A 25,906-nucleotide genomic window follows, 5' to 3' on the forward strand; every position below is an offset into this window, starting at 1 on the left:
GCGCCGACCCTTTCATGCCTCGGTTAACCGATGGTTAATCAGCCCTTCATGCTGTCCCAGAAGCTTTTCACCTTGGTGAAAAAGCTCGAGCTTTCGGGGTTGTTCTCTTCAGACATCTCCTCGAACTCGCGCAGCAATTCTTTCTGCTTCGAGGTCAGGTTCACCGGCGTCTCAACGGCCAGCTCGATGTACATATCCCCCTGACCGCCGCCGCGCAGGGCGGGCATGCCTTTGCTGCGCAGGCGCATCTGGCGGCCCGATTGCGATCCGGCAGGGATTTTCACCCGGCTGCGGCCGCCATCAATGGTCGGAACTTCGATGTCACCGCCCAATGCGGCCGAGGACATGGAGACCGGAACACGGCAATGTAGATGGTGACCTTCGCGATCGAACAAAGCGTGATCTGCCACGTCGATGAAGATGTAGAGATCGCCCGCGGGCCCGCCGCGCATCCCGGCCTCACCTTCGCCAGCCAGGCGAATGCGGGTGCCGGTTTCGACACCAGCGGGAATGTTCACGGACAGGGAGCGTTCTTTTTCGATCCGCCCGGCGCCGTGGCAGGATTTGCACGGATTCTTGATCGTCTGGCCCATACCCTGACATGTCGGGCAGGTGCGTTCGACGGTAAAGAAGCCCTGCTGCGCACGCACCTTGCCCATGCCAGAACAGGTCGGGCACATCTGCGGCTCGGCGCCGCTTTCCGCACCCGTACCGTTGCATTCCCCACAGCCGACCGAAGTCGGCACGTTGATGGTTTTCTGCAGGCCGGAATAGGCTTCCTCAAGCGTCACGCGCAGATTGTAGCGCAGGTCGGACCCGCGTGCGGCACGCTGTCCACCGCCGCCGCGCTGCCCGCCCATAAAGTCGCCGAACAGGTCGTCGAACACGTCTGAGAAGGCGCTGGCGAAATCGCCCTGACCGTGGAATCCACCGCCGGGCCGTCCGCCGCCACCGCCCATGCCACCTTCGAATGCCGCATGGCCATAACGGTCATAGGCCGCTTTCTTTTCCGGGTCCTTCAGGACGTCGTAGGCCTCGTTCGCTTCTTTGAACTGGGCCTCGGCATCCGGGTTGTCGGCATTGCGGTCGGGGTGGAGTTCCTTAGCCTTCGTGCGAAAGCCTTTCTTGATCTCATCCGCCGACGCGCTCTTGGCGACGCCCAGAACCTCGTAATAGTCACGCTTTGACATGGAATATGTCCCCCTTGGGAACGGGGGACCGGCCAGAGGAAACCCCGGGCCGGTCCTTTACCGAAACGACTTACGACCGCTTGTCGTCGTCGAGGTCTTCGAAATCGGCATCGACGATGTCGTCATCTACACCGCGCGGACCCTCTTCCTCTTCCGGAGCTTCACCGGCCGCCTCTTCCTGGCTGGCCTTGTAGATCGCTTCGCCCAACTTCATCGCGGCATCTGTCACGTTCTGGATGCCGGACTTGATCTTGTCGGCGTTTTCGTTCTCCAGCTCGTCGTTCAGCGCGGCAATGGCCAGCTCGATCGCTTCGATCGTGGTCGGGTCGACCTTGTCCTTGTGCTCCTCCATCGACTTCTCAGTCGAGTGGATCAGCGACTCGGCCTGGTTCTTGGCTTCGACCAGCTCCTTGCGGTCCTTGTCGGCCTCGGCGTTGGCTTCGGCGTCCTTGACCATGGCGTCGATATCGTCATCCGACAGACCACCCGAGGCCTGGATCGTGATCGACTGTTCCTTGCCGGTGCCTTTGTCCTTGGCGCCGACCGACACGATGCCGTTGGCGTCGATGTCGAAAGTCACTTCGATCTGCGGCAGGCCACGCGGCGCGGGTGGAATGTCTTCCAGGTTGAACTGACCCAGGATCTTGTTGTCCGCGGCCATCTCACGCTCACCCTGGAACACGCGCAGGGTCACGGCGTTCTGGTTGTCTTCGGCGGTCGAGAAGATCTGGCTTTTCTTCGTCGGGATCGTCGTGTTGCGGTCGATCAGGCGGGTGAACACGCCACCCAGCGTTTCGATGCCCAGCGACAGCGGGGTCACGTCCAGCAGAACCACGTCTTTCACGTCACCCTGCAGCACACCGGCCTGAATGGCGGCGCCCATGGCAACGACTTCGTCCGGGTTCACACCCTTATGGGGCTCCTTGCCGAAGAACTTGGTGACCTCTTCGATCACCTTCGGCATGCGGGTCATGCCGCCGACCAGAACGACCTCATCGATGTCATCCTTGGACAGGCCGGCATCTTTCAGAGCGGCCGCGCAGGGCTTCATCGAGGATTTGATCAGGTCACCCACCAGGCTTTCCAGCTTGGCGCGCGTCAGGCTCATCACCATGTGCAGCGGCTGACCGTCAGCGCCCATCGAGATGAACGGCTGGTTGATTTCGGTCTTGGCCGAGGAGGACAGCTCGATCTTTGCTTTTTCAGCGGCTTCTTTCAGACGCTGCAGGGCCATCTTGTCCTTGGTAAGGTCGACGTTGTTCTCTTTTTTGAACTGGTCGGCCAGGTACTGGACGATGCGCATGTCGAAGTCTTCGCCACCCAGGAAGGTGTCGCCGTTGGTCGATTTCACTTCGAACAACCCGTCATCGATCTCCAGGATGGTCACGTCGAACGTGCCACCGCCAAGGTCATAAACCGCGATCGTCTGCGTTTCTTCCTTGTCCAGACCATAGGCCAGTGCGGCCGCAGTCGGTTCGTTGATGATGCGCAGCACTTCGAGGCCCGCGATCTTGCCGGCGTCTTTGGTGGCCTGGCGCTGGGCGTCGTTGAAATACGCCGGGACGGTGATGACGGCTTGCGTCACGTCTTCGCCAAGGTAGCTTTCGGCGGTTTCTTTCATTTTACCCAGAATGAAGGCCGAAATCTGCGAGGGGGAGTATTTCTCACCACCTGCTTCGACCCAGGCATCCCCATTGCCGCCATCAACGATGGCATAGGGCACAAGGTTTTTGTCTTTCTCGACAGCCGGGTCGCCCATGTTGCGACCAATCAGGCGCTTCACTGCGAAAACGGTGTTGTCAGGGTTGGTCACGGCCTGGCGTTTTGCCGGCTGCCCAACCAGGCGTTCGTCGTCCTTGAAGGCGACGATGGAGGGCGTCGTGCGCGCCCCTTCGGAGTTCTCGATGACCCGCGGTTGCGAGCCGTCCATGATGGCGACACAGGAGTTGGTGGTCCCGAGGTCGATACCGATGACTTTAGCCATGCTCAAAATCCTCTCATAGGCGATGTTATAGGGAACCGACCTCTTGAAGCATCGGCCCCTGATCCCAGAATTTGGCCGGGGCGGAGTGGTCCGTTCCCGACGTCTCGGCGTATATAAGAAGCGGTAATGCCCCCTGCAAGCGCCTGACGGGCGTGAAATGGGCAAAAAAGCGAGTCATTTTCAGGGTTTTGTGCATGAACGGAGTTTTTGGGAAGCCGAATGTCATGCTGGGCGGGGCGTCGGTGTGGAAAGGTCTTGTGGACGGCCCGGCGCAGGTCGCGATGATTGACGCGCTGCGCGACGTGGTCGCCGCGGCGCCCCTGTTTCGTCCCCGCACGCGCTGGGGCAAAGAAATGTCGGTGCGCATGACGTCTTGCGGGCGCTATGGCTGGTATTCAGACGCGCGCGGTTATCGCTATGTCGACACGCATCCTGCAGGAGGCGCCTGGCCGGACATTCCTGATTGTATCGTCGCGCTGTGGCATCAGGTGACCGGGTTGGAGCGGCGGCCGGATTGCTGTCTGATCAACCTCTACAGCGAAGGCGCGCGAATGGGGCTGCATCAGGACCGCGACGAGGCGGATTTCTCGTTCCCCGTGCTGTCCGTGTCCCTGGGGGATGACGGGTTGTTCCGCATTGGTGGGGACAAGAAGGGCGGGGCGACGCAGTCGCTCTGGCTGGCATCGGGTGATGTGCTGATGCTGGGCGGTGCGTCCCGGCTGGCCTATCACGGGGTGGATCGCATCCGGTTCGGGTCGTCCAGCCTGCTTTCGGGCGGCGGGCGCATCAACCTGACGATGCGGGTGGTGGACTGACCGGGTCTAGCGGGTCAGCGAACAGCACCCGGAATAATGCGTATACCCAGCGGCGGCGCGCAGGATCACGTCGATCGTCAGGCCAAACTCCATGTCCGACATGCCGTCATTGCAGGCGCTGCGACTAATGACGCTGTGCATCGTGCCATCCGAGCCATCCGCGACCACGGAATAGCGATAGGGCATGCCGTTGGCGGTCATCGTGGTCTTGGTTTGAAAGCTGTAGTTTTCTCCCGCCGCGCTTTTGAAGGCGACCGGCCCGGCTTTGGGCAAGGTCATGCTCCAGAACGGCTCGGTTCCGAAACATGTGGCGGGCATGGGAAACAGGCCCTGATCCGGGTGACGCGCCATGAAGCGCATCGACACCCACCCGGCCCATTCCTGCGTGTTGACCAAACCCCAACTGCCCGTGTCCGACAGGCGGATCACCTCGACCCCTATGGCATTCGGCGCAAGCGATCCGACAAGATCACTGCTGGCGGCGGGGGATTGGCGGATGTTCAGAACATCATCGCTTGCCACGCCTGTGACGTCATACAGCGCCGGCATGGTATCAAGGGCCATGGCCGAGAAGGGCAGCAGCACAAACAGAAGGGCAAAGAGGGGTCTCATCGACGGGCCTGCCAGGAAATGGACACGTGTTTGCGGGTATAGCTCTCGCCCATGAGTCCCACCATCAAAAGCGTTGTGGCGACGATCAGTGGGTAGGATACGGTGGAGTAATGCGGGTTGTAGTTGATGAAGGCGAAGCCGCGCGCCTGATCGATGATGTGAAACAGCGGGTTCCAGTCAAACATCTTGAGAATGTAGAACGGCAAGGTATTGGCCACGAACATCTTGCCCGACGCCAACATGTTCGCACGGGCATATATCGTTGAAACGATGGCGACGAATTGCGGAAACCAGGGTTTGAGCGCGAGAAACACCAGACCCACAGCAGCGCCCGAATACCAGGCCAGCAGCAGCATGCCCAGCACCGCCATCGGCTGATCGAATTCCACCGGTGACACCGCAACGTGATAGATGAACAGCACACAGACCGCAGACAGAACCTGGATATACAACGCGCCCAGCGCCGACGAGGTGATTGAGACAAAGGTCGTCATTGGCGCGTGTTGCATCATTGGTGAGGCCGGGCCTTCGGATCCGGCCACCGCACCCATCGTCTTGGTGTGGGTCATGTAAAGGAAGATGCCTGACATGATATAGATCAGGAAATCACCCCGGATCGCGTTGCCGCGCAGGCCCAGGATCGAAAACATGACGTAGAACACCATGACCAAGATCATGGTCTGCACCATGTTCACCAGCAGTCCGATCAGCGCGTTGGCATGGCTTTTGCGCACGCTGCGCACGGTCGCGTGATAGATCACATCAAGGATGCCGAGCGCACTTTGCCCGGTGGTCGTTGACCGAAAGTCGGCCTGAAACATGGCGTTTGCCCTTTGCCTGCCCGAACCCATAAAGACAGGGAATTCTTGCCGTTCCCTTACGCGCAAAGCATAAGAGGGCGGACGGCGTTAATCAACAGACGCCGCTGGTAAGGAATATGAGGAGCGAGCCATTGGATTTTAACCGGCTGGAAACCGTGATGCGCAAACTTGCGTTGGAAGCGGGCGATGTGATCATGGAGATCTACAATTCGGACGATTTCGAGGTGAAATCCAAGTCCGACGACAGCCCGGTGACGGCGGCGGACGAGGCCGCGGATGCGTTGATCTCGGCCGGGCTGCGCGCTGAATTTCCCGACGTTCTGCTGGTGACCGAGGAACAGGCGGACAGCCACGCTGCCACGGCTCCCGAATTCCTGATCGTCGACCCGCTGGACGGCACAAAGGAATTCATCCACCGCCGTGGCGATTTCACCGTGAACATAGCCTATGTCGTCGACGGCACACCCATTCGCGGCGTGGTTTATGCCCCCGCCAAGGGTCGCATGTTCTTCACCCGCGCCAATGGCGCGACGGTTGAGGAGCTGGGCGCGCTGGAAAAGGATGCGATGGGTGAGCTGAAGCCGATCAGCGTGTCCAAGCCCGACAATGCCGCGCTGATGATCGTCGCGTCCAAATCGCACCGCGATCAGGCGACCGAAGATTACATCAACAAATACGCGGTGAAAGACTCTAAATCAGCCGGATCGTCGCTGAAATTCTGCTTGGTCGCAACGGGCGAGGCGGACCTGTATCCCCGCGTCGGGCGCACGATGGAATGGGACACGGCCGCCGGTCACGCCGTTCTGAAAGGCGCCGGTGGGGACGTGGTGCGGTTCGACGACCACACGCCGCTGACCTATGGCAAACCGATCTATGAAAATCCCTTCTTCATCGCCTATGCGCCTGGGGTCGAACTGAAGCCCGCCTGATGTCGGTCCTGATCGTCATTCCCGCGCGCTATGCCTCGGTCCGTTATCCGGGCAAAGCGCTTGCCGAATTGCAGGGTGCCACCGGTGTGGCCAAACCCCTGATCCGCAGGTCATGGGAGGCCGCGCAGGCGGTGCAGGGCGTTGACCGGGTGGTTGTCGCGACCGATGACACGCGCATTCGCAACCGGGCCGAGGCTTTCGGCGCCGAGGTCGTGATGACCTCGGAAAGTTGCCGCAATGGCACCGAACGCTGTGCCGAGGCGCTGGACAAGCTGGGCGGCGACTATGACATCGTGGTGAACCTGCAAGGCGACGCCCCACTGACGCCGCATTGGTTCGTCGAAGAGCTGGTGGCGGCGTTGAAGGCACACCCGACGGCCGAGGTTGCGACCCCGGTCCTGCGCTGTGACGGGCGCGCGCTGGCTGGGTTCCTTGAGGATCGCAAGGCCGGGCGCGTCGGGGCGACCACGGCGGTGTTCGGCGCCGAGGGCAAGGCGCTCTATTTCTCGAAAGAGGTCATTCCCTACACCACGCACGGCTGGCCGGATCACGAAATGACGCCGGTGTTTCACCACGTCGGCGTTTATGCCTATCGTCCCGGTGCGCTTGCGGCGTATCCGCGCTGGGCACCGGGTGTTCTGGAGGATTTGGAGGGGCTGGAGCAGCTCAGGTTCCTAGAGCGTGAACGCCCCGTGCAATGTGTCGAAGTGGACGCGAAAGGGCGCCAGTTCTGGGAACTGAACAACCCCGAAGACGTGTCCCGGATCGAAGCTATGCTTGCAGCGATGGGGGTGGAGTAAGAATTGCTCCCCCGTTTGCCGTCCTTGTTGCCAATCGAACCGGCTGCACAGTGAAGGTTTGTCGTGGCGGTGCTCGTCTTGCTGAGCAGTGAAAAGACCATACAATTTTGACCGCTATGCGGCGCTAGTTGACGAAGTTTGTTGCCACCTGTTTGGGTATTCGGTCAAGCGTAGTGGGTTGCGCGGCCCTGCGGCGCGTCCGCATAAAGTGTTCAAACGTATGGGCTTTATCGCCATGCGGGAAAGAGCCGCATATTGTGGCTTTGCTGCGTCACTTGCCGGAAAGGTTAACGCCTGTGGATGACGAGATTCCTCCAACAGATTAGCGTTAGGGAAAATGAAAGCAAAAAGCCGGACAATGGTGTAGAAAGCTGGGGTAACCAGTAACACCAACTCAACCGGCACCAAATGAGGCGGGATAAACATGAGACGTAAGGTCACGAAAGCGATCTTTCCGGTCGCGGGATTGGGCACGCGATTCCTTCCGGCAACCAAAAGCATTCCAAAAGAAATCATGACGCTGGTCGACCGGCCGTTGATCCAATACGCGATCGATGAAGCCCGCGCCGCTGGCATCAAGGAATTCATATTCGTTACATCGCGCGGCAAAGGCGCGTTGGAAGATTACTTCGACAATTCCCCCGTGCTTGAGCAAGAGCTGCGCAAAAAGGGCAAGACCGACCTGTTGGACACCCTGAAGGATACCAACATGGACTCGGGCGCCATCGCCTATATCCGCCAACATAAGGCGCTGGGCCTGGGCCACGCGGTTTGGTGCGCGCGCCGCTTGATCAACAACAACGAACCCTTCGCGGTCATCCTGCCAGACGACGTCATCGCGGCCGAAAAACCCTGCCTGCAGCAGATGGTCGAGGCCTATGAAGACACTGGTGGCTGCATGGTCGCGGCAATGGAGGTTCCGGCGGAAAAGGCACCGTCTTACGGCGTACTGGACGTCAAGGACGACATGGGCACGATGGTGTCGGTCAAAGGCATGGTTGAAAAACCGGCAATGGACGAAGCACCGTCGAACCTGGCCGTGATCGGTCGCTATATTCTGACACCGAAAGTGCTGCAAAGCCTGAACCGGATGAAATCCGGTGCCGGGGGTGAAATTCAGCTGACCGACGCGATCGCCGAGGAAATTGCGCAAGAGCGTGATGTCTATGGCTATCGTTTCCGTGGGCAGCGTTTTGATTGCGGCTCCAAGGCAGGATTTCTGCAAGCCACTGTGGCCTTCGGAATGGCGCGAGAGGATCTGCGGGATGAATTCACCGCTTATCTTCAGGAAATGACCGCGCTGTCGAAGGCTGCCGAGTAGGCGAAAATGAGGGATTGGAAACCGGGATGGGCGTTGGCGTATGAAATGCGCCGACGACGCCGGCGGTTGCTGTATCGCTCGATACGGGCGCGACGGCAGTTAACCCGCGTCACCCACCGGCCCGGTCTTTCTCGCCCTGACCAGATCCTTGGATTTGCGACCCTTCGCAATGAAATCCAACGCCTGCCCTTCTATCTGGCGCATTATCGAGCGCTGGGCGTCGGTCATTTTCTGATTGTGGACAACGACAGCGACGACGGCACAGCCCAGTTTCTGTCCGAGCAGACCGATGTTTCGCTCTGGTCAACACGCCACAGCTACAAGGCGTCGCGATTTGGTGTGGATTGGCTGACCTGGCTGCAGTTTCGATATGGCCACGGTCGATGGTGCCTTACGGCGGATGCGGATGAGATCTTGGTTTTCCCCCACATGGGTGCGCGCAATCTGCATGATCTGACGCAATGGCTGGATCAACGCGGCGCGTCATCTTTCGGCGCCGTGATGCTGGATTTGTATCCCAAGGGTCGGGTGGGTGATGCACCCTATGAGCCCGGAACAGACCCCACGCAGGTGTTGGACTGGTTCGACGCGGATAACTACTCCCAAACTTACAATGCGCGGTATCAACACATCTCCGTGCGAGGCGGCGTGCGTGAACGGGCTTTTTTCGCTGACAAGCCAGACCACGCCCCGCATTTGCACAAGCTTCCACTGGTGAAGTGGAGCCGCCGCTACGCCTATGCCAGTTCGACCCACATTGCGCTGCCCCGTCGGCTCAACCACGCGCTTGACCCCGACTTGCGCCTGCCCACGGGCGTGTTGTTACACACAAAGTTTCTGAACTCGATCATCGAAAAGTCGGCTGAAGAGCAGCAACGGCAAGAGCATTTCACGCATCCCGATCGCTACGGCACCTACTACACCTCCCTTACGGCCAACCCGGTGCTGTGGCACGAAGGCTCCGTGCGCTATGAGGGGCAAGAGCAATTGGAGCACCTGGGGTTGATGACGTCTGGTGATTGGAAGTAACGCAATTTGCTTAGATTTGGTTTTACCTCATGCCTTCCGCCGCTTAGTGTGTCGGGAGTAGCGACAATGACTCGTGCATTGGCAAGATTGTGTTAATTTCGCCATGATAAACGGGGCATGGCGCGAGGTGGGGCAAAGGATCGTCCTTGTCTGTTATTAAGTCATATCGGCTGCGGTTGCGGCGCAAACGGTGGCAGGCTCGTGCGTTTCGCAAGCGGCGCGAACTTGCAACTGTTGTCGATCGGACAGAGCAGATCAAACCCGGCGGCGTGCTGCTTTTCTCGACGCTTAGAAATGAAAAGATCCGCCTTCCCTACTTTCTGAAATACTATCGCGACATGGGCGTTACCCACTTCTTGATCGTCGACAATGACAGCGATGATGGAGGGCGCGAGTACCTGGAAAGCCAGCCGGACGTCTCGCTGTGGACCACGACCGGTAGTTATAAGCGGTCGCGGTTTGGGGTCGACTGGCTGAATTGGCTGATGCGCAAATACGCGCATGATCATTGGTCGCTGGTCGTCGATCCGGACGAGTTTTTCGTCTACCCGTTCTGCGATACGCGTCCGCTTCAGGCGCTGACGGATTGGCTGGACGCATCTGGGATCAAGTCCTTCGGCGCCATGCTTCTGGACATGTACCCTAAAGGTCGGATGGACGCGCAACCCTATCGCGAAGGGCAGAACCCGATCGACATCGCCTGCTGGTTTGACAGCGGTAACTACATGATCGAAAAGAACACGCGCTTTCGAAATCTGTGGATTCAAGGCGGCCCGCGAACACGGGTCTTTTTTGCCGATGCGCCTGAGCGCGCGCCGGCTCTGAACAAGATTCCGCTGGTGAAATGGCAACGTAGCTACACCCTGGAAAGCTCGACACATATGTTGCTGCCCCGCACCCTGAACGTGACATATGACGAATGGGGGGGCGAAAAGGCGTCGGGCTGCCTACTGCACGCGAAATTCCTGGACACGTTTAGTGCCAAGGCCGCTGAAGAACTTGAGCGCGGCCAGCACTATGCGGCCAGCCATGAATACCGCGCCTATCACACTCACCTGAAGGACGACCCGAACCTGTGGTGTAAATGGAGTGAGAAATACATCAACTGGCGCCAATTGGAGATTCTGGGTCTCATGTCCAAGGGGAACTGGGCATGACACTGGGAATTGTCATGTTGGTTCACGATGCGCTGGACCGGGCCGAACAGATCGCCCGGCACTGGGCCACAAACGGCTGCCCGGTCGTGATCCATGTCGACAAGCGGGTGAAGCGCCCAATCTATTCGGGCTTCGTGAACAGCCTGAATGACCTCGACAACGTGATGTTCTGTGGCCGCCATCGCTGTGAATGGGGCACCTGGTCCCTGGTGGCGGCCAGCCAGACTGCATCGGAAATGATGCTGCGCAATTTCGATGACGTGCGGCATGTTTTCCTGGCCTCAGGCTCGTGCCTGCCGTTGCGGCCAATCGAAGAGATGGTCGAATATCTGGCCGACCGTCCCCTGACCAACTTCATTGAGAGTGTCACGACCGAAGACGTGCCCTGGACCGTTGGTGGGTTGGATCATGAACGCTTCACCCTGCGGTTTCCGTTCTCATGGAAACGCCAACGTCACCTATTTGACGCCTATGTGAAACTGCAACGCCGGGTTCGGCTGAAGCGCAAGGTGCCAGACGGCATCGTGCCGCATCTGGGCAGCCAGTGGTGGTGTCTGACGCGCCAGACTTTGAGCGCTATTCTGGAAGACCCCGAGCGTGAAAACTATGACCGGTATTTCAAGAAGGTCTGGATCCCCGACGAAAGCTATTACCAGACGCTGGTCAGGCTTTATTCAACGAATATCGAAAGCCGGTCCCTGACTCTGTCAAAGTTCGATTTCCAAGGCAAACCGCATATCTTCTATGATGATCACCTGCAGCTTCTACGCCGGTCAGATTGCTTCGTGGCGCGCAAGATCTGGCCACGGGCGGACAAGCTTTATACCTCGTTTCTGTCGGATGCGGCCAAGCTGATGACCGGGGCCGAGCCGAATCCGGGAAAGATCGACCGCATCTTTTCCAAGGCGGTCGAGCGGCGCACCAAAGGCCGGTCGGGCCTGTACATGCAAAGCCGGTTCCCGAACGAAGGTTGGGAAAACGGCACGACCTGCGCACAGTATTCGGTGTTCGAGGGGTTCAGCGAGCTGTTCGAGGATTTCGACCAATGGCTGAACCGTATGGTTGGCGCCCGCGTTCACGGTCACCTGTTTGGCCCCGACAAGGTTGCGTTCGCCAACGGCCAAGCGGTGTTTTCCGGCGCGCTGTATGAAAGTGCGGCGGTTCGTGACTACAACCCCAAGGCATTTCTGACCAACCTGATCTGGAACACCCGTGGTGAACGGCAATGCTTTCAGTTCGGGCCGCGTGACACCCAGGATCTGTCCTGGTTCATGGCAAAGGACCCGAATGCGCAGATCAGCGTGATTTCGGGTGCTTGGGCGGTGCCCTTGTTTCATTCGAACAAGAATTTTTCGGACATCCGACGCGAAGCCGCGCGATTGCAGAAGATCGAAGCCGAACACCTGAGTGTTCTGCGCAGTAACTATTCGAAGGCGCGGGTGCGCATCTGGACCATGGCAGAGTTCATTGAAAACCCGATGGAGCCCTTGCAGACCATCGTTGATGAAATCGGCGCACGCAGCGCGCACCGCCTGGCCGAAGCCCCGAAAATGGTACCGCTGGAGGGGTTCGGACAGTTCCTGCAAAACCTCAAGAACCAGGGCATGCATCCGCATCTGATGGGGGATTTCCCAACCGGTTCGGACCCTGTCTATAACCCGCGCAAGGCGCGCAAACCCTATCTGGTGAAGTGATCCATGGCCCGCAAATTCGACTACTTCATCATCTTCGCCGAAATGCGCACCGGGTCGAATTTCCTTGAATCGAACGTGGATCAGTTCGAAGGGCTGAAATGCTATGGTGAGGCGTTCAATCCCTATTTCATGGTGACACCCAAGACGAAGGATCTGTTCGGCGTGACCGTGAAGATGCGGGATGCCGACCCGATGCTGCTGCTTGAGCGGATGAAGGAAAACACGTCCGGCATCCCGGGCTTTCGGTTCTTTCACGACCACGACCCCCGCGTGTTCGATGCCGCGATTGATGACCCGCGCTGCGCCAAGGTGGTGCTGACCCGAAACGTGGTGGACGCCTATGTCAGTCGCAAGATCGCCTGGGCAACCGATCAGTGGGCGCTGAACAACGTGAAGGATGCGAAGAAACAGAAGGTCACGATTGATCCTGAGGAATTCGAGCGCCTGGTCTACCGCCTCAAGGGGTTCCAGCTGAAGGTGAAGGACCGGCTACAACGGACCGGGCAGACTGCGTTCCACATCGATTATGACGAAACGCAGGACCTTGATGTGCTGAACGGGCTGGGCCGGTTCCTGGGTGCAGATCATGAGATCACCGAATTCGCCGGCAAGTACAAGAAACAGAACCCAGAACCACTGTCGGAAAAAGTCAGGAACTATGACGACTTGGTGCAGGCCGCCGCCGACATCGACCTGTTTGATTTGGGGCGCGTCCCCAGTTTTGAACCGCAACGCACGCCTGTGGTGCCGACCTATGTCAGCGCGGGTGACGCACCGCTGATCTATCTGCCGGTTCGGGGTGGGCCCGAAGACCGGGTGCGGTCGTGGATGACCAGCCTGGGCGAGGTCGGTGACGGGTTCACCCAAAAAACCCTGAGGCAGTGGAAACGTCGGCACAAGGGACACCGCAGTTTTACGGTCTTGCGTCATCCGGTGGCGCGACTGCACGCGGTGTTTTGCAAGCATTTCTTGCAGGATGGTCCAGAGACTTACTGGGAAATCCGCAATGTGCTGCGTAGCACGTATGACGTGCCGCTGCCCGAACAGATACCAGACAAAACCTATGACCGACGCACCCATCACGCGGCGTTTCTGGGTTTTGTCGATTTCGTGAAAACGAACCTGACTGGCCAAACCGGCATTCGGGTCGACGCGACCTGGGCGACGCAATCGTCTGTTATTCAGGGGTTTGGGCAATTCATGCTGCCCGACCACATTATGCGCGAAGATCAGCTGGAAGGCGGGCTGGCGAATATCGCGCGGGAGATCGGGGTCGACATGCCGCCGCTGCCCGCCCAAGCACCGGATGCGCCGTATGCCTTGGCGGATATCTATGACAAGACGATAGAGGCCGCTGTGCGCAGCGCCTACCAGCGCGACTATATGATGTTCGGGTTTGGACCCTGGGCCTGAGGCCTCATGCGGCTCGGGTTTTTTGCGTTTCTGTCAATAAAGCGTGCAGCGTCGTCGGGTCGCCATTGGCACGCAGCTTTGAACAGACCGCGCTGTCGCGCATCGTACGCGACACAAGGGCCAGCGCTTTGAGGTGCTCGACTCCGGCGCCCTCGGGGGCGAACAAGGCAAAAACCAGATCAACAGGCTGACGATCCACGGCATCGAAATCAAACGGACGCTCGACCCGCACAAAGGCGCCGATCACATTCGTGATGCCTGCAATGCGGGCATGGGGCAAGGCGACACCATGGCCCACGCCAGTCGGGCCAAGGCTTTCGCGTTCCTGGAGCGCGCTGAAAGCGATCGCGCCATCAATGTCATGGATGCCGGCCACCATGTCACCCAGGTCCTGAAACAGGCGCTTTTTACTGGTGACGGTTCCAAAAACCTTGACGGCCTCGGGCCGAAGAATGTCCGAAAGTTCCATATTCCAACACTTTCCTGCGGCCCGGGGCCTTGTTCGGCGCTTACGCGTCCTTCGGGTCGATCCAGCCGATATTGCCGTCTTCGCGGCGATACACGACGTTCACGCCATCGGTTTTCTCATTGCGGAAAACCAGAACCGGGGCATGGGCCAGCTCCATCTGCATGACAGCTTCGCCAACGGACAACGACGGGATGCGCGTTTCCATTTCGGCGATGATCATGGGCGTGAGCGTGGCGTCGTCCGATTCCTCGTGGCCTTCCTCTGCGGCGAGGATATACGAGGCACCGCCGAAAACTTCAACCGGGTCCGCACGATCTTTGTGGTGATCCTTCAACCGGCGCTTGTAGCGGCGCAGTTGTTTTTCCATTTTTTCGGCGCAGAGGTCGAAGGCGGCATAAATCTCGGTGGCGTGGGCGCTGGCCTGCGCGGTCAGGCCGGTCGACAGGTGAACCACGGTTTCGCACACGAACTCATGCGCGTTTTTCGAAAAGATCACCTGAGCGTCGGTCGGACGCTCGGCATATTTCTGAACCACACCGGACAGCTCGTCTTTCACGTGTGTTTGAAGGGCCTGACCGATTTCGATCTGCTTGCCACTGATTTGGTACTGCATCCTGTCTCCTTTTGGATTTGCAGGTGACGTTGCCGCCATCCCCTTACGGGGTTGTCGGGCTTCTAAAGACTTTTGGTTTGAGTTTCCAGCCCGGTCCGACAAGATCGGACGCGTTAAGTGCAAACCCCCTGTTCCGGGGCGGCACGAACGGGAAACGGCATGTTCATGCATCCCCTGTATTTGGCGCCACAACGCCATGCCTTGTCAACTGAAAGCCCTCTCACGTGATCTTGAAATTCTGGCCAAGATAGACCCGGCGCACGTTTTCGTCTCGGATGACCTCGTCAGTCGTGCCGCTCATCAGAACCCGGCCATCGTGCAGGATATAGGCGCGATCGACGATATCAAGCGTCTCGCGCACGTTGTGGTCGGTGATCAGAACGCCGATGCCACGATCCTTGAGGTCATGGACCAAGGTGCGGATTTCGCCCACGGCGATCGGGTCCACCCCGGCAAAGGGTTCGTCCAAAAGAAGGTATTTCGGGTCGGCGGCTAAACAGCGCGCGATTTCGACTCGCCGACGTTCGCCGCCAGACAGGGCCAGCGCCGAAGCGCGGCGTAGGTGGCCGATTGAAAACTCGCTCAGAAGCTCTTCCAACCGTTCGCGTCGCTTGTGTCGGTCCTTGATGGCGATTTCCAGAATGGCAAGGATGTTGTCTTCGACCGATAGCCCGCGAAAGATGGACATTTCCTGCGGCAGATACCCAATGCCGAACTTGGCCCGGCGATACATCGGTAGAAGTGTCACGTCGCGCCCGTCGATCATGACCTGCCCGGCTTCGGGCGTGACCAGTCCGGCAATTGCATAGAACGTCGTCGTCTTGCCTGACCCGTTTGGTCCCAGAAGCGCGACAACTTCGCCACGGTTCAGCTCCATCGAGAAATCAAGGATGACGGGTTTTTTGCGATAGCTTTTGCGCAGACTAACAATGCGAAGCCCGGCGCTACCGTCTTCGACGGAAAGATCAGGCGCCTGTGCCATCACTGGTCTCCGGTTTGCAGGATCGTCTTGACCCGCCCGTCCATCGTGCCGGTGCCCGCCTTTAGGTCCACGGTCAGCCGGTTAGCGGACAACGCGTTTGCGCCTTGGGTCAGGATTACGTCGCCGGTCATGACAACGGTCCCGGTTGCGATGGTATAAACGGCTTCGCGCGCTTCGGCTGCTTCGGCGGCGTTTACCAAGGTCACACCGCCCGACGCATGCAGGCGTGAAATCTCACCCGTGACGTCTTCGCCGGTCGTGTACTCGACCCGGACTTTGGCGGCGGTCAGGCGCATTTCGCCTTGGCCAATCATGACATTGCCTTGAAACGTAGCGGTGCCGTCGCCCTGGTCCACTTGCAACTGATCCGCCGAAATCTCGATGGGAAGTGAGCTGTCGTGCTTCAATCCGCCGAACGCGATTTGCGCGCCCTGCGCCGATGCTGCGACCGGACCGACAAGGCTCAGAAGAACGGCGGTTACAATTCCCAGGAATACTTTCACGTCACTGGCTCCCTTGCCCTTTGGGTGTGTATACCAGTTTCACGCCGTGCTTGAAAACCAGAAGATAGGTCGTGGCATCACCGTCGTGTTTGATCACGCTGGCCTCGCCCGCCACGATCCGGCCCATGGGGCCGGTTGCCGTAATCGGGCCGTCGGTAACTACGCGGGTCGAATCCAGTGCCGCCGTCAACCCCTCGGCTTCGATCAGGTAGTCAGTCGAAGTGGCCAAGGTCACGCCATCCGACAGCGTCACCTCTTGTTTGTCACCATCGATCAGAGCGGTTCTTGCCACGATATCAACAAGCGCCCCGTCAGGGGTTTCAATGCGGGCGGTCAGTTGATCGGCACTGACCCGGTTCATGTTACCCCCCTCGGGTCGCGCGGTATCGGCGTGAAAGGAAATGGCTGCGCCATCTTCGGTGACGCCGGAAAAACTGGGCCCCGAAATCCGCTGATCGCGCGCCAGGTCTTCCACATCCACGCCAGAATAGGTGATCGCCTGAGTCGGGTCGATTGACCGAGAGATCAGGAACATGGTCGACAACAGCGCAAGCGCGATGACCGGAAGGAGGACCTTCAGCCAAGCGACCACGCGCGAATAGGTGTTGTCATGGGCTGCCATACGGGATCCGCCTGCCTTTCCAAGGCTATGTAACATGCGCGCAGGGCTTTCCAATGGCTACGCGTCCCTATCGGCGGATCAATGCGCGAAGATGTCGATCTCGGGCCAGCCGGCCAGGTCCAGCTTGGCGCGGGTCGGCAAGAAATCAAAGCACGATTGCGCAATGTCCATGCGCCCCTCGCGGGCCAGAAGCACATCCAGCTTTTCGCGCAGGCGGTGCAGGTAAAGAACATCAGACGCGGCATAATCCAGCTGTGCCTCGGTCAGGTTTTCGGCACCCCAGTCGCTCATCTGCTGCTGTTTCGAGACATCGACTTTCAACAGCTGATCCAGAAGGTTCTTCAGCCCGTGCCGGTCGGTATAGGTGCGGATCAGCTTCGATGCGATCTTGGTGCAATAGACCGGCGCGGTGACAACGCCGAACGCGTTCAACAGCGCGGCAATATCGAACCGGCCAAAGTGGAAAAGCTTCAGCACCTCCGGGTCGGCCAGCATCCGCTCCAAGTTCGGCGCCGAGGTCTGGCCTTTTGCGATCTGCACCAGATGGGCGTTGCCGTCACCGCCGGACATCTGCACCACGCAAAGACGGTCGCGATGTGGGTTCAGCCCCATGGTTTCGCAGTCAATCGCCACGACCGGTCCCAGGTCCAGACCATCAGGAAGGTCGCGCTTGTAAAGATGATTGGCCATGGAATGCTCCCGGTTGATTGCCTGTGTCCGTGATACGCCTGCCACCCCTGCGGTTCAACGCCCAACAACAGCCATTTTTTTACGCATATATGAAACGCAATGTGATAATGTGTTGGCAGATGCCCGGCGCAAAGACCGGCACAACAACGAAAAAAGAACCAACGAGGGAAAATATGATCGACCTTTGGAAGGAAGTCATGGTCGAGAACGCCGCAGCCTGGATTGGCTGGGGTGGTCTGATCATCGGTATCATTTTCGGCTTCATCGTTCAGCGCACGAATTTCTGCACGATGGGGTCCATATCCGACATTCTGTCATTCGGAGACTGGCGCCGGTTTCGCGCCTGGCTGATGGCGACGGGCGTGGCCATCATCGGGGTCGCCGTGCTGGAACGCACGGCCATCGCCGACATGAGCTTTTCAATGTATGTCACCCCGAACCTGACCTGGGGCGGCCACATCATTGGCGGCTTCATCTTCGGGATCGGCATGGTTTTTGGCGGCGGATGCGTCTCAAAGAACCTTGTGCGCGCGGGCGGGGGTGATTTGCGGTCACTGATCGTGTTGGTCGTGATCGGCATCTCGGCTTACATGACCATCGGCGGGCTGTTCGGCCCCACACGCGTGGCCTTGGTTGAGCCGATGACGGCGGACCTGACCGCAGCGGGCTTCGATGACCAACGCATCGGCACGATCCTGTCCGGGGTGACCGGCATGGCATCGGGCACCGCGAACCTGATCGCGGTAATCCTGTTTGGCGGTGGTTTCGTGGCCTATGGCTTGGCGAACAAGGCGTTCCGCAGTTCCCCCAGCCACATGATTGCGGGCATCGGCATCGGCTTGTGTGTGATCGCCGGTTGGCTGCTGACGGCGATGACCTTCGACGAATTTGCTGACAACCCGACGCTGGCCTCCCTGTCCTATGTGCGCCCGGCCGGGGACAGCATTGATTACTTCATGCGCTTCACGGCCTTTGACGGGATCAGCTTTTCGGTGGTGACCACGCTGGGTGCGCTGATCGGCGCCTTTATCGGCGCAGTTACCCAGAAGCGGTTTCACCTGGCCACGTTCAGCGACGCGCCCGACACGTTGCGCAACCTTGGCGGCGGTGTCCTGATGGGGATCGGTGGCGTCGTGGCGCTGGGCTGCACGGTGGGGCAGGCGGTGACCGGGTTCTCGACCCTCGCGGTCGGATCCCTGCTGACCTTCATCTTCATCATCATCGGCGGGATCGTCGGGATGAAGGCGATGGAAGCCATGGCCTGACCTGAACTGGCCTGAATTGGAAAGGGCCCCGAAAAGGGGCCCTTTTTCGTCAGTCGTCCGCTTCACCCAGAAGCGTCGCAACCTTCAGCGCAAGTTTCTTGTAGATATCCGCGTGCACTCCGTCGGGCTCCCCGATGATCAGCGGTGTGCCAGCGTCCGAGTTTTCGCGGATCGCCATATGCAGTGGCACGGCCCCTAGGAACATCACGCCCAGTCGTCGCGCGTCAGCCTCGGCGCCGCCATGGCCAAAGATCTCGGAAATCTCGCCGCAATGGGGGCAAACGAAGGACGACATGTTTTCGATGATGCCCAGGATCGGCACATCGACGTCCTTGAACATCTTCAGCCCTTTGCGTGCGTCAACCAGCGCCAGGTCCTGGGGGGTCGACACGATCACCGAGCCGGACAGCGGTACCTGCTGCGCCATGGTCAGCTGCGCGTCACCCGTGCCGGGCGGCATGTCGAGGATCAGGAAATCCAGCTCGCCCCACACCACTTCGCGCACCATCTGCATCAGCGCCGAGACGACCATCGGCCCGCGCCAGATCACCGGGCTTTCCTCATCCATCAGGAACCCCATCGACATGACCTTCATGCCGTATTTCTCGATCGGGATGATCTTTTCGTCCTCGATCGCGGGGCGGTCGGTGATGTCCAGAAGCCGCGGGATCGACGGGCCGTAGATGTCGGCATCCAACAGGCCGACCTTGAAGCCAAGGCTGCGCAGCGTGGCGGCCAGGTTCACGGCAGTGGTGGATTTCCCCACCCCGCCCTTGCCCGAGGCAACGGCGACAATGTGCTTGATGCCGGGAATACCAGCCTGTGCCGGGCGCATGTCGGGGCCGGGCACGCCGGGATTGGTCGGCGGTGACGGGCGCAGGCTGGGTGCAGCGCCTTCGCCCTTCTCGGCGGTCAGGACGACCAGCAGGCTTTCGATCTTGGGCATGTTGTCACCCAGACGCTGCTCAATCTCGGCCTTTATCGCGCCCAAGTCGCCCGGAAAATCCGGGGGCACATTGACGGTGACGACGACCTTGTGGCCAGACACCGAGATGTCCTTTTCGCCGACCAGCCCGGCCTCGACGATATTGCCTTTAACGCCGTCAACTTCGATATGCGCCAGATGCGCAAGGATGCGTGTGATCATGTGTTTGCCCGCTTGTCCGTTTTTCAGTCGCGTGAGTAATACATGCCGACGACGTGCTCTGCTTCCGCAAAGAACAGCCAGCGCCCGACGATAACCCCCAGGATATGGCAGGCCAATGCGACAAAGCTGGTCACGTGGCCCGCGGGGGTCAGGAGCAAGATCGCGGCCGGAAGCGCGCCGATCAGAATGCCTGCGATCATTCGCAGTTTCTGCGCGTGCTTGCGGCCGATGATGTGCACCATCTCGTCCAGGATATAATTGCGCGCGGTGTGCGCGCTTTCCAGCATCCGAACCGTGCCGATCGACCCCAACCCGGTGGCGGTGCCTTTGTCGGTGCCAGTCGACGACAGGCGGTCATCGCCCATCTTCCACGCAGCCACTTGCAGCAGGGTCAGAAGCAGGATCAGAACGCCGGCCACCTTCGCCTCGCCTGCCATGAGCGCGCCGCCCGACAGGGCGTAGAGCAGGAACAGAACCGGGTTCAGCGGCATGTTCCAACGCGGGATCGTTTTCAGCTGGGTATAGATCATCGAGGTGGTGAACACCGTGATCAGCGCCAGGATCGACCCGAGATAGCCAAGAAACGGCAAGGCTGTGTCTGCGAAGATCAGCGACAGCGCATAGGGCGCGAACACCAGAAGCGTCATGACCGACGCGATGCCTTCGCGCGACAGCCACGAGGTGCGCCATTGGCTGAACGCATAGATCGCGTTCTTGCGATTGCCCAGGTGGAAGGTCGAGGCCAGCAGTCCGCCCACCGCCAGCGCATAGGCGATGAAGAAAAACGCGAACGCGGTGCCGCCGCTTACGTCCGGAAACCCCAGGCCAAGCCAGGCCAGAAGCCCGAACCCAAGCCCGGAAAACGTGGTGAAGATGATTACGGAAGGTGCCGGGTGCATCAGAGTTTCTCCAGCGCTTTGTCAAGCCAACCAAGGAAGCCTTTGGCCTCGGTCGCGACAGGTTTCAGGTCGGGAATGCCTGCGGTTTCCATCGTGTCCTTGGGACGCGGCGGCAGGTATTTGTTCACGGGCTTGGTGCCTTGTTCAGGCATCAGGTCAAATCCGCCACGCTCGGCCACCAATTTGGACACATCGCTGTCCGGATCGCCAAGATCGCCAAAGTGCCGGGCGCCTGCGGGGCAGGTCCGCACGCAGGACGGTACGCGGTCCACTTCCTCAAGGTTTTCGTTGTAAATCCGGTCGACGCACAGCGTGCATTTCTTCATCACACCCGCCGCCTGATCCAACTCTCGCGCGCCGTAAGGGCAGGCCCAGGCGCACAGGCCACAGCCGATGCAGCGGTCTTCGTTGACCAGAACGATCCCGTCCTCGGTGCGTTTATAGCTGGCCCCGGTCGGGCAGACCGTGACGCAGGGCGCGTCTTCGCAATGCAAGCAGGATTTCGGGAAGTGCACCGTCTGGGCGGGCTTGTCCGCGGGCTGCACCTCATAGCTGAACACACGGTTCAGGAAGGTGCCCGACGGGTCCGCGCCATAGGCGTCCATGTCGGACAGCGGCACGCCATAATTCTCGGTGTTCCAGCCCTTGCAGGACGTCACGCAGCCGTGGCAACCCACGCAGGTGTCCAAGTCGATGACCAGCCCCAGTTTCTTGTCGGTGGATGCAGGAAGAGCCGTCATTTCACTTTCCTCGCCACGTTCTTGGGACCTTTGCCAACCGGCGATTTGATCGGCGGATAGGCGGGTTGCGATTCAGGTGGCGGCGGATCGGCCTTCGCGATCTTCACCCGCAGATCGAACCACGCGGCCTGGCCGGTGATCGGGTCGGAGTTGGCCCAGCGCATCCCGTCCGCTTTGGGCGGCTGAAGCTCGTGAATGATGTGGTTCAGAAGGAAGCCTTCGGTGGCCTCTGACGCGCCTTCGTCTAGTGCCCAGGCGCCTTTGCGCTTGCCGATCGCGTTCCAGGTCCAGATTGTGTTTTCGTTCAACCCGGCCTGATGCGCCACCGGTACGGTGATCGATCCATGCGCCGAGGTGACGGTGGCATAGTCGCCATCTTCGAACCCGTTCGCCTCCCAAATCTTGGTGGGCAGATACAGGCGGTTCTTGCCGGTGATCTGGCGCAGCCAGGCGTTCTGCGTGCCCCAGGAATGATACATGTGCATCGGCCGCTGGGTCAGCGCGTGGATCGGGAACTCGTCCGGGTCGACATTCGAATCCTCGAACGGCGCATACCAGATCGGCAGCGGATCCATCGTGTCTTTCACACGCTGACGCAGGTTCTCGGGCGGTTGCACATCGCCGTGCCCTTCGGCGGCCAGCTGCAACTTGCGCAGCGGCTCGACATACAAGTTGAACACATAGGGCGCGGGGGCATCAAAGATGCCGCGCTCCACCGCCCAATCCTGATAGCCCTGGTTCCAGGGTTTATAGAACTGCGTTTCCTCGGGCAGGTGATCGACCCAGAAGCCACCGTTTTCGATATAGCGGTCCAGCTGTTCAGGGTTCGGCGCGCCGCGCCCCTTGCCGGTCCCGTCCTCACCACGCCAGCCGGCCAGTGGGCCAACACCGGGGCGGCGTTCGTGGTTCACCAGATAATCGGCGTAGTCCTTGAACTTCTGCGACCCATCTTCGTTCACGAAACCGGGCAGGCCCAATTTGGCGCCCAGCTCGACCAGCACGGACTGGAAACCGCGCACGTTGCGGTCCGGTTCAACCACCGGCCACCGGATTGCATCGGCCAGCCCGTCAGCCTCGCAGATCGGGCGATCCAGCAGCGAAATGCAATCGTGCCGTTCTAGATAGGTCGTGTCGGGCAAGATCAGGTCAGCATAGGCGACCGTTTCAGAACTGTAAGCATCCGAGTAGATGATATGCGGGATCACATAATCGCCGTTCTCATCCTTGTCGGTCAGCATGCGCATGACCTCAGATGTGTTCATCGACGAATTCCACGCCATGTTCGCCATGTACAAAAACAGCGTGTCGATCTTGTAGGGGTCCCCCGCGTGAGCGTTCGAGATGACCATGTGCATCAGCCCGTGGGCCGACAGCGGGTTTTCCCAGGTGAACGCCTTGTCGATCCGTTTCGCGCTTCCGTCTTCGTTGATCAGCAGGTGCTCCGGCCCCATCGGATAGCCCAAATGCGGACCGTCCAGCGGCTGACCGGGGGTGACGCCGGCGTGGGGTTTCGGATGCGCTTCGGGCGGTTTCGGATAGGGCGGCTTGAAGCGGAAGCCGCCGGGCACTTCGACCGACCCCAGGATGATCTGCAACACATGCAGCGCGCGGCAGGTCTGGAAGCCGTTCGAATGTGCCGAAATCCCGCGCATCGAGTGGAACGAGACCGGGCGCCCGACCATCTTGTCGTGCTTTTCGCCCTTCCAATCGGTCCAGGGCTGGTCGATGACGATCTCTTCCTCGAACGCCACGCGGGCCAGTTCGGACGCGATCGCCTTGATGCGCGCGGCGGAAATGCCGGTGCGTTCGGCCACGGCCTCGGGGGCGTAATCGTCGGACAGATACCGGTCGGCCATCAGTTGCAGAACCGGGCGATGGGTGACACCCGCCTTGCGGATATTGCCCGCCAGATCGGGCATCACGCCCTTCTTGTCATAATCCGCCAGCTTGCCGGTGGCGCGGTTGAGCACCTGCGGCTTGCCGGATTTGCCGCGCAGGAACAGGCCGAACTCCGGCGAGCTTTCGTCGCCGTTCACCATGAAGCCCGCGTTGGTATAGCGGCTGAGGTAGTTCAGATCGATGTTGCCCGATTTCATCAGCGCGTGGATCAGCGACAGGATGAACAGCCCATCGGTGCCCGGCGTGATGCCGACCCATTCATCGGCAATGGCGTTGTAACCCGACCGGATCGGGTTCACGCCGATGACCTTGGCGCCGCGTTCCTTCAGCTTGCCCAGCCCGATTTTGATCGGGTTGCTGTCGTGGTCCTCGGCCACGCCGAAGATCATGAACAGCTTGGTGCGGTCCCAATCGGGTTGGCCAAATTCCCAGAACGCCCCGCCCATCGTATAGATGCCGGCAGCGGCCATGTTGACCGAGCAGAAGCCACCATGCGCGGCATAGTTCGGCGTGCCATAGGCCTGCGCGAACCAGCCGGTGAAGCTTTGCGACTGATCGCGACCGGTGAAGAATGCCATCTTCTTCGGGTCCGTGTCGCGCAGCGGCCCCATCCAGCCCGCAGCAATGTCCAGCGCCTCGTCCCAGCTGATTTCCTCGAACTCGCCCGAACCTCTTGGTCCCACGCGTTTCATCGGGGCGTTCAGGCGGGACGGCGCATAATGCTGCATGATCCCGGCCGAGCCCTTGCCGCAGAGCACGCCCTTGTTCACCGGGTGATCGCGGTTGCCTTCGATATAAGCGACCTGGCCGTCCTTCATGTGCACGTTGATGCCACACCGGCAAGCACACATATAACAGGTCGTCTGGCGCACCTCGTCGGATACGGGCGGCGATGTCTCGACTTTGATGTTCTCAGGCTTGGTCATCGGTTCATATCTCATCATTGCGATATTTGAATGAACATGGCACAGAAATTCCTTCGGTCAAAAGGAAATCATGCCACGCCGGGTGCGAGCGAAACAGGCTGCGTTGTCGTCGGGTAGGGCCAGATGACGGCGACATTAAGTCCAGCTTAGCAGTTGTCGTCGCAGTAAAGCCGATAGAGCGTTTCGATCACCGCCATCGCTTCGGGACTGGACATCGAATAGAACACCGATTGCGCTTGCCGGCGGGCAGTCACAAGTTGTTCGCCGCGCAGTTTGGCAAGCTGTTGTGACACCGTCGATTGCCCCAATCCAGTGGCCTCTTGCAACTGCTGCACAGATTGTTCGCCATTGACCAGTTTGCACAGAATCAACAGACGTTTTTGGTTGGAGAGCACGCGCATCAACTCGCTGGCCTTTTCCGCCGTTTCGCTGAGATCATCGATTTCCACGCGCCATGCCCCCGGATTTAAATACTTTTCCCAGTTTGACCAGCGAAGAACCCGGCGTCAATGCGCCTGAATCAGAGTTTCCTTGACCTCACCCGATAAGTATTCAACAATTTTGATGTAAAGATACACGGGCGATCAGGGAGGGTTTGCCAATGCTGGACCAGATGGACAACGCGAAGTCGATGTCGATTATCGTGACCAAAGGGACGCTGGACTGGGCATATCCGCCCTTCATCCTGGCGACCACGGCGGCGGCGATGGATGTGGAGGTGACGATGTTCTTCACCTTCTACGGGCTGCAATTGCTGAAGAAGGACCTTGATCACCTGAAGATCTCGACGCTTGGAAATCCGGGCATGGAAATGCCGATGATGGGCGGGCACATGTCGATGCCCAACATGGTGTCGATGCTGCCAGGTGTGGACCGCGCCGCCACCACCATGATGAAGAACCTGATCAAGAAGAAGGGCGTTGCCTCGATCCCCGACCTGCGCGAAGCGGCGGTGGATCTTGAGGTCAACATGATCGCCTGCCAAATGACGCTGGACCTGTTCGAGTTGAGCCAGGATGACCTGATTGACGGGCTCGAAATCGGTGGCGCGGCGACCTATATGGAAAACGCGCTCAAGTCCGACATCAACCTTTACATCTAAACGACCATTGAGGGAGGAAACCACATGGCCAACCAGGAACTGAATGCAGAAGGGCTGAATTGCCCGCTGCCGATCATCAAAGCCAAGAAGGCGCTGAAGGGGATGGATGTAGGTGACGTTTTGTCGATCCGTGCAACCGACCCCGGCTCGGTCGCTGACTTTGCCGCGTTCTGCAACCAGACGGGTAATGAACTTGTAGCACAAAGTCAGGACGGTGACGTCTTCACATATGAGATCAAACGCGCCTGAACTTACGTGCGTGATGTGAAAGGCCCCGCCAGATC

At 59.5% G+C, this 25,906-nt stretch carries 26 protein-coding genes; 11 read left to right on the top strand and 15 right to left on the bottom strand.

From position 1 onward, the window contains the following. Positions 1 to 38: 38 nt before the first annotated feature. Together dnaJ and dnaK are read right to left on the bottom strand one after the other, a co-directional pair. The gene (dnaJ, locus tag MN188_RS11960) at positions 39 to 1,190 is read right to left on the bottom strand and encodes a molecular chaperone DnaJ (RefSeq protein ID WP_242109321.1); all 1,152 of its coding nucleotides are present in this window, start codon (positions 1,188 to 1,190) and stop codon (positions 39 to 41) included. A gap of 70 nt (positions 1,191 to 1,260) precedes the next feature. Beyond that, the gene (gene dnaK, locus MN188_RS11965; protein ID WP_242109322.1) at positions 1,261 to 3,174 is read right to left on the bottom strand and encodes a molecular chaperone DnaK; all 1,914 of its coding nucleotides are present in this window, start codon (positions 3,172 to 3,174) and stop codon (positions 1,261 to 1,263) included. 194 nt (positions 3,175 to 3,368) lie between these two features. Between dnaK and MN188_RS11970 the strand changes: the two genes are divergently transcribed. Further along, positions 3,369 to 3,989, top strand: coding sequence for an alpha-ketoglutarate-dependent dioxygenase AlkB family protein (locus MN188_RS11970; RefSeq protein WP_242109323.1), 621 nt, complete (start codon positions 3,369 to 3,371; stop codon positions 3,987 to 3,989). A 6-nt stretch (positions 3,990 to 3,995) separates the two neighbouring features. On the opposite strand, the gene MN188_RS11975 is transcribed toward MN188_RS11970, so the two are convergent. Further along, entirely contained in the window at positions 3,996 to 4,553 is a 558-nt protein-coding gene (locus MN188_RS11975; protein WP_242109324.1) for a COG3650 family protein, read from the bottom strand. A 44-nt stretch (positions 4,554 to 4,597) separates the two neighbouring features. Beyond that, on the bottom strand, positions 4,598 to 5,422 hold the full coding sequence (locus MN188_RS11980) for an ABC transporter permease (RefSeq protein WP_242109325.1): 825 nt from the start codon (positions 5,420 to 5,422) through the stop codon (positions 4,598 to 4,600). A 158-nt stretch (positions 5,423 to 5,580) separates the two neighbouring features. On the opposite strand from MN188_RS11980, the gene cysQ reads away from it, so the two are divergent. The 7 genes from cysQ to MN188_RS12015 all read left to right on the top strand — a co-directional run bounded on the left by cysQ (position 5,581) and on the right by MN188_RS12015 (position 13,765). Further along, positions 5,581 to 6,351 carry a 3'(2'),5'-bisphosphate nucleotidase CysQ gene (gene cysQ / locus MN188_RS11985; protein ID WP_420838988.1) on the top strand — a complete coding sequence of 257 codons (771 nt, stop codon included), beginning with the start codon at positions 5,581 to 5,583 and terminating at the stop codon, positions 6,349 to 6,351. Next, positions 6,351 to 7,151, top strand: a complete 801-nt coding sequence (kdsB, locus tag MN188_RS11990; protein ID WP_242109328.1) for a 3-deoxy-manno-octulosonate cytidylyltransferase — start codon at positions 6,351 to 6,353, stop codon at positions 7,149 to 7,151. The genes cysQ and kdsB overlap by 1 nt, the downstream gene beginning before the upstream one ends. 424 nt (positions 7,152 to 7,575) lie before the next feature. Next, positions 7,576 to 8,472, top strand: a complete 897-nt coding sequence (gene galU, locus MN188_RS11995) for a UTP--glucose-1-phosphate uridylyltransferase GalU (protein ID WP_242109329.1) — start codon at positions 7,576 to 7,578, stop codon at positions 8,470 to 8,472. Between the two features lie 45 nt (positions 8,473 to 8,517). After that, on the top strand, positions 8,518 to 9,501 hold the full coding sequence (locus tag MN188_RS12000) for a glycosyltransferase family 2 protein (RefSeq protein WP_242109331.1): 984 nt from the start codon (positions 8,518 to 8,520) through the stop codon (positions 9,499 to 9,501). Between the two features lie 170 nt (positions 9,502 to 9,671). Further along, the gene (locus tag MN188_RS12005; RefSeq protein WP_420838989.1) at positions 9,672 to 10,658 is read left to right on the top strand and encodes a glycosyltransferase family 2 protein; all 987 of its coding nucleotides are present in this window, start codon (positions 9,672 to 9,674) and stop codon (positions 10,656 to 10,658) included. Then, positions 10,655 to 12,352 carry a DUF5927 domain-containing protein gene (locus tag MN188_RS12010; protein WP_242109335.1) on the top strand — a complete coding sequence of 566 codons (1,698 nt, stop codon included), beginning with the start codon at positions 10,655 to 10,657 and terminating at the stop codon, positions 12,350 to 12,352. Before MN188_RS12005 ends, MN188_RS12010 begins: the two co-directional genes overlap by 4 nt. Before the next feature lie 3 nt (positions 12,353 to 12,355). Beyond that, complete coding sequence (locus tag MN188_RS12015; protein ID WP_242109336.1) at positions 12,356 to 13,765, top strand: sulfotransferase family 2 domain-containing protein; 1,410 nt, start codon at positions 12,356 to 12,358, stop codon at positions 13,763 to 13,765. Between the two features lie 4 nt (positions 13,766 to 13,769). Here MN188_RS12015 and MN188_RS12020 read toward each other — a convergent pair whose 3' ends face one another. The 6 genes from MN188_RS12020 to MN188_RS12045 form a co-directional block, all read right to left on the bottom strand. Continuing rightward, entirely contained in the window at positions 13,770 to 14,234 is a 465-nt protein-coding gene (locus MN188_RS12020; protein WP_242109338.1) for a PTS sugar transporter subunit IIA, read from the bottom strand. Between the two features lie 40 nt (positions 14,235 to 14,274). Then, positions 14,275 to 14,847, bottom strand: coding sequence for a ribosome hibernation-promoting factor, HPF/YfiA family (hpf, locus tag MN188_RS12025; protein WP_242109339.1), 573 nt, complete (start codon positions 14,845 to 14,847; stop codon positions 14,275 to 14,277). A 220-nt stretch (positions 14,848 to 15,067) separates the two neighbouring features. Beyond that, positions 15,068 to 15,829, bottom strand: coding sequence for an LPS export ABC transporter ATP-binding protein (gene lptB, locus MN188_RS12030; RefSeq protein WP_242109340.1), 762 nt, complete (start codon positions 15,827 to 15,829; stop codon positions 15,068 to 15,070). Beyond that, positions 15,829 to 16,332 carry an LptA/OstA family protein gene (locus MN188_RS12035; RefSeq protein ID WP_242109341.1) on the bottom strand — a complete coding sequence of 168 codons (504 nt, stop codon included), beginning with the start codon at positions 16,330 to 16,332 and terminating at the stop codon, positions 15,829 to 15,831. Before MN188_RS12035 ends, lptB begins: the two co-directional genes overlap by 1 nt. A 1-nt stretch (position 16,333) precedes the next feature. After that, a complete protein-coding gene (locus MN188_RS12040; protein WP_242109342.1) occupies positions 16,334 to 16,954 on the bottom strand; it encodes a hypothetical protein in 621 nt (206 codons plus the stop codon). Positions 16,955 to 17,032: 78 nt separating this feature from the next. Next, positions 17,033 to 17,644, bottom strand: coding sequence for a ribonuclease D (locus MN188_RS12045; protein WP_242109343.1), 612 nt, complete (start codon positions 17,642 to 17,644; stop codon positions 17,033 to 17,035). Positions 17,645 to 17,817: 173 nt separating this feature from the next. On the opposite strand from MN188_RS12045, the gene MN188_RS12050 reads away from it, so the two are divergent. Further along, entirely contained in the window at positions 17,818 to 18,909 is a 1,092-nt protein-coding gene (locus MN188_RS12050) for a YeeE/YedE family protein (RefSeq protein ID WP_242109344.1), read from the top strand. A 49-nt stretch (positions 18,910 to 18,958) separates the two neighbouring features. Here the strand turns inward: MN188_RS12050 and MN188_RS12055 are convergent, their stop codons facing one another. The 5 genes from MN188_RS12055 to MN188_RS12075 all read right to left on the bottom strand — a co-directional run bounded on the left by MN188_RS12055 (position 18,959) and on the right by MN188_RS12075 (position 24,969). After that, on the bottom strand, positions 18,959 to 20,056 hold the full coding sequence (locus MN188_RS12055) for an Mrp/NBP35 family ATP-binding protein (RefSeq protein ID WP_242109345.1): 1,098 nt from the start codon (positions 20,054 to 20,056) through the stop codon (positions 18,959 to 18,961). Between the two features lie 23 nt (positions 20,057 to 20,079). Next, positions 20,080 to 20,955, bottom strand: a complete 876-nt coding sequence (locus MN188_RS12060) for a dimethyl sulfoxide reductase anchor subunit family protein (RefSeq protein WP_242109346.1) — start codon at positions 20,953 to 20,955, stop codon at positions 20,080 to 20,082. Next, complete coding sequence (locus MN188_RS12065) at positions 20,955 to 21,695, bottom strand: 4Fe-4S dicluster domain-containing protein (RefSeq protein WP_242109348.1); 741 nt, start codon at positions 21,693 to 21,695, stop codon at positions 20,955 to 20,957. Before MN188_RS12065 ends, MN188_RS12060 begins: the two co-directional genes overlap by 1 nt. Then, positions 21,692 to 24,535, bottom strand: a complete 2,844-nt coding sequence (locus MN188_RS12070) for a molybdopterin oxidoreductase family protein (RefSeq protein ID WP_242109349.1) — start codon at positions 24,533 to 24,535, stop codon at positions 21,692 to 21,694. The genes MN188_RS12065 and MN188_RS12070 overlap by 4 nt, the downstream gene beginning before the upstream one ends. A 131-nt stretch (positions 24,536 to 24,666) precedes the next feature. Further along, positions 24,667 to 24,969, bottom strand: coding sequence for an ArsR/SmtB family transcription factor (locus MN188_RS12075; RefSeq protein WP_242109351.1), 303 nt, complete (start codon positions 24,967 to 24,969; stop codon positions 24,667 to 24,669). Between the two features lie 152 nt (positions 24,970 to 25,121). Between MN188_RS12075 and dsrE2 the strand changes: the two genes are divergently transcribed. Beyond that, positions 25,122 to 25,622, top strand: coding sequence for a sulfur carrier protein DsrE2 (dsrE2, locus tag MN188_RS12080; RefSeq protein WP_242109352.1), 501 nt, complete (start codon positions 25,122 to 25,124; stop codon positions 25,620 to 25,622). A 24-nt stretch (positions 25,623 to 25,646) separates the two neighbouring features. Continuing rightward, positions 25,647 to 25,871, top strand: coding sequence for a sulfurtransferase TusA family protein (locus MN188_RS12085; RefSeq protein ID WP_242109353.1), 225 nt, complete (start codon positions 25,647 to 25,649; stop codon positions 25,869 to 25,871). The last annotated feature ends 35 nt before the right edge of the window (positions 25,872 to 25,906 follow it).

Origin of the sequence: Aliiroseovarius subalbicans (assembly GCF_022678625.1) — a bacterium.
Classification (GTDB): domain Bacteria; phylum Pseudomonadota; class Alphaproteobacteria; order Rhodobacterales; family Rhodobacteraceae; genus Aliiroseovarius_A; species Aliiroseovarius_A subalbicans.